Here is a 6943-nt window from a genome sequence, read left to right as displayed (position 1 = left end):
ACAGCCTATTGTTTCTTTCCAAAAAAACCGTCACTCAACTTGAAAAAAGTAAATGACGGTCAATTATTTTTGAACTTCGCTTAACCCGAACTCAGGTTATTTTAGATTATCCGAAGTGGAGTTACTTATGCAGGGAGAGCGACCATTAAAAAAGCAAAAGAAATGAAACAGATTGGAAATTCAAACGAGGATATGCTTGCCCTGCTCGAAGCTGTGGTAGGCATCAAAAATGAACTGCTGTATATCAGAGAATATTTCCACCCTTTGCTGAAAGGGGAAATTTACCTGTCAGGCGAACAGGTTTGCGAGATGCTACACATCAGCAAACGGACATTGCAACAGTACAGGGATGACGGACTGATACCTTTTATCAAGCTCGAACGGAAAATCTTGTTTCGTGAAAGCGATATTGTAAAAGTATTGGAAGATAACTATCAGCCGATTAAATGAATGCTTTGAAACTGTAACCCGTATCGGTCAATTGAAGAAACAGCCCACTGCTTAAAGCGGTGGGCTGTGTTGTTTTTAGAAGTAACGATAAATATGATTTATTAACTCTGCTGTTTTTCCAGTTAGATATTAAAGTTTTTATTATTCATTTAGGTTAGGAATAAATCGTTTAATTACGTTCCATTCATTTTCATAGTAGCTATTATGTACTGATTTTCCTTCTGCTGAAAAACTTGTAAAAACTAGCCGTTTAATATCTCCATAAATATTTTTAGGTAAAATTTTGTATTCAATATTTTCAGTAGTTTGATAAACAACTTTATATCCTTGCAAATGTAAAAGTTCTCTATTTGAAATATTTTCAGTTTTATGAGCTTTAAAAACAGTTTCTAAACCTCGTTTTATTTTTAAAGCAATAATCTCATCTTCTTCAATCAACTTGAGATAAAGAATATTTGCGTTTGGATTTTTGCCATTTGAATAATGATAGTTCATTCTCTTTTCTAATATAGAATTTACATAAACTTTGTTTATATGTCCGTTGTCGTAACATTGAAGGAGAAATCCGTTTTTAAATTTTTCGTCAATAGGTAATGAAAACAAACAATTTTCTTCTGAATTTTCTTGTATTTTGTATGTGTTGTCATTGAAAAGATTGAAGTAGCAAAGAATTTTGCTATCATTTGAAAATAGATTCCTCTGATTTGATTCTTCCAAATCTTCCTCAATCATATCAATGAATGACTTGTGTTTATGATTTGTAGTCGTACCATTCAATTGAACTAAAGGATTAGAAGTTTCACTCTTTTCCTCTAAAATGTCAATGTATGATTTATGTTTCGGCAAAACATATTCAGGTATTTCTTCCTCATTCTCAAATTCTATTTCATCTTCAAATTCTTCTTTTAATTCAATTGTTTTTTCAATAATTATTTTATGGTCTTTCTTCGTATTTCTTTCAATGAAATCTATAATTTTTTGTATTTCATCTTGTGGACTTCTTTTATACGCCGAATAAAGAACACGATATACTTTCCAACCAACACGTTCTAAAAATTCTTGCCTTTCAATATCGTAAGCCACATCTTCAGGAAGTGAATGAAAAGGGTCGCCATCACATTCTATCGCAATCATTTTTCCATTATTATGGATTACTAAATCAATTTTAAAGTTGATGTAAACTTGTTTTCCAAGTTTATGATTATAAAAAAGTTCTGCTTCTTTTACATTGTATTGCGGTTGAATATAACTATATCCATTTTCAATGAGTGCTTTAGCAATATCGCATTCAAACCAGCTGTCAAATGGTTCAGGAACATTGTGTCTAAATCTTTCAATATTGTTGTTATCAATTTGTAATTGAGAAATTGGTTTTGCTTCATCTTTGAAGAAACTCAAGATTTTATTTCTAAAGTCATTTGTTTGTAAATCGTTATGCTCAACCGAATGAAATAAAATCATTTGTTCTTTTGCTCGACTTAATGCTACATTAATTTTTTTAAATTCATCTTGGTCACTAATAATTGCTCGTGGTTTGGCATTTTGATTTTCTTTCAATTTCTGAAAATCTAATGCAACTCCAAGAGAAACAATCATAACATCTCTTTCATCTCCTTGAAATTTTGGAGAATCTTCTATAATAAGTTTATGCTTATCTATTTTTTCCTTTCCAAATTCATTGGCTAAATCTTCCTTTATGTCCTTTAGTTTTTCAGTATGCTTTGTTAATCCTAAACTTACTACGCCTATAGATTTATTTGCATATTGCTCGTCTTTTAGAATTTTTTGAAGAAATTTTTTAATTTCTTCAATTTCTTTGTAAACAATTTTGTCTTCTGTAAATGCATCGTTTACAAAAACAGTTTCTTTTGGATTAAGTCTGTTTGAGTTAATCTGTTTCAGAGGTCGTAACGAATTGTCGTAAAAATGGAATTTTGAGAATTCAATAATTTCAGGAACACATCTGAAATGTTCTCTCAAAGTTAGATTTGCAGTTCCTGCAACCATCTTTGAAAGCATAAACAAACTATTATCACTTTTAATATGAAGTGCGTTTGCACCTAAAAATTTAAGATGTTTATTTTTAATAGATTCAAAATCGTTTCCGTCAGCTCCTGTCAGACTACTTGGAGATGTTTGTTTGTCGTCTCCAACGATTATCATATTTTCTGCATAATAACTTAAAATAAGGCTATTAAAGTCTAATTGACTTGCTTCATCAACAATAACGCAATCAAAAATTTCAGGCTCACTTCCAACCGAATTTAAAACATCATTAAATTTCATTACCCAACAAGACAACCTCTTGCTAATATCAATACTGTTCTTGCGTGTAAGAATTTGATATTGAGTTTGGTTACGAATCTTTCTAACACTTTGAGATAAATTATACTTGTATTCTTCTAGCAAATTTATAAATGCATCAATTTCATTATTGTCAAACTTATTTTTAAAGTTTGACTTTGCTAGGTCAAATAAAATATCACATTTAACTTGGAATATTTTTTTGTTGATAAATGATAATTCTTCTTTACATTTTTGCAAATCAATAAATTCGTTTTCTTTAATGAACCTATTGGCAGAAGCGTATTCGAAATTTTCCTTTGAAATATAATGATTAGGAATATTTTCAAGAGAATCAAAAGTATTTGGAAGCAAATCTCTCAAATACTTTTTTAAGTTGAGAAATGTTTGTTCTACCTCGAGCTGTTTTCCGATTTCTAAAAATTTGCTCTTTAAAAGTTCAAAATCTTGTGCTTCTCCAATTTTTTCAACAGGTAAAAAGTTTAAAAAGTCATTTTTTAATGAAGATTGTTCAATTATTGAATCAATGTTTTTTAATACTTCAAGTTTCTCAATTAATTGATAATTTATTCTTCCTAATTTATCGATGTCATCTTTAAATGATATTGCTTTTTTTGATAAATTGTCTATGTCAAACAAATTGATTTGAGTGTGTTCTGAAAAATTTATAAAGTCCGCATTGAATTGAATTTTAGAAACAACTTCCTTGTTTGTTTCTATCTTTTTAAAAACCTCCTTTAAAACGATGCTTTTTTCATAGAGATTGGAGTTATCGTCATAAGAGAACGAAAAACCATTTTGTTTCAACAACGTGAAATTTTTGTTGATAATAATGAGGTTTTCAATTGCCGATTTTAATTGTAATATTTCAGTTTTGTTATTACACTTTTTACCATTTACAGTAAATTGTTCTAAATATGAAACTTGTTTAAAATTAGAATTGGCGAGTTTTGTAAAAAATCCTGCTTTCCCATTTTCAGCAAACGATAGGTAAGTTTCTATGTCTAAAAGATACTTTGTTCCATTTTCAGTAAGGTTACTAAAGGATTTATTTATCGTAACACTTTCTTGAAAAACCTTATTGTTTAATTGTTTCTGTAGATTCTCTAATTCCTTAATGTTTTTGAGAACGATATCCGAGTTAGAAAATTCATTTGCAACTTTTGCGATATTTTCTAACTGAATGTTTAACACCTTATCTTTGGAATACTCATTTAATCCCAAATAATTTAATTGCTTGATGTATTGCTCTTGAATAGATAGGAAGTTTTTAAAATCAAAACTTTCTAAGTTTTTCAATATTGATGAAATATCAATATTGATAGCATTATTGTATCGGATTTCTGTTCCAATTAATTGTTTGTATTTTAAAATCCCATTTTTAATAACTTCAAAATTTAATATAGCTTCATTTGATAATTCATCTTGAATCCAATTCCATTCTTCTGATTCTTTCGATTCAAATTTTTCAACAATTTGATAGGCTCTTAAATTTTCAAAAGAGTCATTAATTCTGATTTGAGTGTATTCTTTTTCAAGAGCTCGAATAATTTCGGATTTTAATTTTACATATTCAGCTTTTAAATTGTCTAACTCTTCAATTTTAGTTTCAACATTTATATAAAAGTTGTCCGTAAGAATTTTTGAAATATTGCCAATACTTTTTTCTAACGAAAATCGATTTTGATTAGTTTCTAATTGTATTTTTGTGAATATCAAATCATCAAAAGTTTCTGGAATTTTATCAAGTAAAGATTCCAAAGCCTTATCTGTTTGGGCAGTGACAAGCACTCTTTTTCCTTGCGCTAACAAAGAACAAAGTATGTTTACAATTGTATGAGATTTTCCAGTTCCTGGAGGTCCTGTTACAACAGTTAATCTGTTTTTTAAATAATTTTCATAAATCTGTTTTTGTTCCTTGTTAAATGGAAGAGGGAAAAACACAGAAAAGTCGTCATCTCCAGTTAGGTTTTTAGCTTTAGCTTTATGAGTTTCAAAAAGTTCGTCTTTAAAATAGTTAGGTTTTGTGTAAGAATTGTTTCCTGATGATTCAGGATTTCTAACTAACAGATTAAATAGTTTTGCTTCTATTTCATTTTCATCATTGTGTTTAATGATTGAATCCGTTAATTTTTCGAAGAAACGTGGCTTTCGTTGTTTAATATTTATTGCAGGAGAAAATAGCACCTTAAAATAATCTTCTCTGAAATGGTCGCTTTCTGGTCTGTAAATTAAATTTTCAAATTCAGAATTGCTAGAAATTTTTTGAATAGATTTTGCAATTAAATCTTTAAATTCGTTTTCAAAAATGTACTCATAACCAAGTTCAGTAACTCTTTCTTCAAATCTATCAATGACATTTGATAATACTTCTTTCTCAATAGGAGTATTATTTAGAAAGAAAAAATCTGCATAAGGGTTTTCTAAATCTGAAAATGAAATTTTTACAACATTATTTGAATCAATATCTAACGATAAAGGAAAATGAAATAAATGTTGATTGGTTTTTGACAAATTTCCATTGTTATTTAATTTGGAATATTGTATGAATCCAACACTCAAAACGATTTCCAAGTTTGAATCATTTTTAATATCGTTATAAGCTCTGTAAAGCTTTGAATAAGTTTCTTTATTTTTTTTAAACTTTTTTAATTTTTCTATTTCAACTTTTCCTTCTGTCGAATTTTTGAAACTTATAAGTTCTTCTTCATCTCCAATAATACTTTCAAATTTGTTTTTAGCTTCGTCAAAAGCAATAATTTCTAAGAATCTATTTTGGATTTGTATATTTGGTTTATACGGTTTTTGTAAAGAGAATATTAGAGGCTGTTTCTTGAATTTTGATGAAAAAATATCAATTAAAGTGGATTCACATATACCCGAATCAATGAAATTTTCTATTTCATCAACCCAAATAAAATTACTGGAAACAGTTGAATTCAGAACGTCTTTTACTCCTCTTTCGAGCAGTTTTTTATATTCTTTCAGAAAGGTTATGTATTGGTTGAGTACGTTCATTTATTTCAATAGTATAGCGTTCTTTCAAATTTACAATTTTTTCCAAAGTGTTAAGATAATATTATGCATATCTCGCACATTGATAAAGTTTTTCTATTTAATCCTTTATTCTTTTTAGTAACGGCTAAATTACTAAGAAAGTAAATATTATTAACATTGACTTTCTTTAAATACTATACTCTTAAAGTTGAGAAACAAAAGACTGTTCCATACCCTTAAATTTATGCGATACCTTTTGCATATCCTTACCAACTTTCTCGTTGAGTATCTTAGCATAAATCTGAGTAGTGGCAATGTTTTTATGCCCTAACATCTTGCTCAAACTCTCCAACGGAACACCCTCGCTTAAAAATAGCGTAGCAAACGTATGACGTGCCAAATGAAAGGTTACTTTCTTTTCTACAAGGCAGTCAATCAGTTGAGATATTCTCTTTAAGCTGTCATTACAAACCGTATTAGAAGGTACAGGAAATACCTTTCCATCCTTTGATAGTCCTGCATATTTTTCAATAATCATTTTCGGAATATCCAAGAGCATCACGTTTGACGATGTAGCGGTTTTCTTTCTTCGTACAATAATCCACCTGTTACCGTCAAAAAAATCTTGGATATTGCTGTTTTTAAGTCCTTTCATATCTGAATAAGAAAGCCCTGTAAAGCAACTGAAAACAAACAGGTCTTTTACCAATTCATCTTTCTTTTTCTCGCAGTTGAACGTTACGAGCTGTTCCAATTCATTACGCAATAGATAACCACGGTCTTTATCCTTTTTGGTATTCTTGTATTCGCTGAACGGATTAAAAGCAAGATGCTTTCTGCTCATTGCCAATCGGCAAAGCGTAGTAAATCCAATCATATAAAGCCATATGGTGTTGTGTGTCAAGCTTTGGTCGTCACGCAGGTAGTAATCAAAGTCCTGCACAAAATCAGGTGTAAGGTCATTAAAGGGCACATCGGAATAGCCGTATTTTGTAAGTGCAAAATTTCGAAGATGTTTTAAAAGTATTTTGTATTTACTGCGTGTGCCATTTACCCGAAGTCCACTATTAACCTTTTTCTCATAGTCGGATAGGAACTGTTCATAGAATTTGAAAAAGGTCAGTTCTCCGCTTTCCATCCCAAGAACGGCATTTTTAAGTTTAGCACTGTTTACAGCCCCCTCATTCTTCAG

The 6943-nt window shown here is 29.7% G+C and carries 3 protein-coding genes; 1 reads left to right on the top strand and 2 read right to left on the bottom strand.

What is annotated here, in order from left to right:
* Positions 1-162 precede the first annotated feature (162 nt).
* Positions 163-450 carry a helix-turn-helix domain-containing protein gene (locus DRF58_RS17550; RefSeq protein ID WP_116037221.1) on the top strand — a complete coding sequence of 96 codons (288 nt, stop codon included), beginning with the start codon at positions 163-165 and terminating at the stop codon, positions 448-450.
* A gap of 141 nt (positions 451-591) precedes the next feature.
* Here DRF58_RS17550 and DRF58_RS17545 read toward each other — a convergent pair whose 3' ends face one another.
* Complete coding sequence (locus DRF58_RS17545) at positions 592-5772, bottom strand: AAA domain-containing protein (RefSeq protein WP_116037219.1); 5181 nt, start codon at positions 5770-5772, stop codon at positions 592-594.
* A gap of 181 nt (positions 5773-5953) precedes the next feature.
* Positions 5954-6943: site-specific integrase (locus DRF58_RS17540; protein ID WP_116037217.1), on the bottom strand; the 990-nt coding region annotated here is incomplete at its 5' end.

The organism is Epilithonimonas hispanica (genome assembly GCF_003385395.1).
Taxonomy (GTDB): domain Bacteria; phylum Bacteroidota; class Bacteroidia; order Flavobacteriales; family Weeksellaceae; genus Epilithonimonas; species Epilithonimonas hispanica.
The sequence above is the reverse complement of the archived record's forward strand: the minus strand, read 5'-3'. Positions and strand labels throughout refer to the sequence as shown.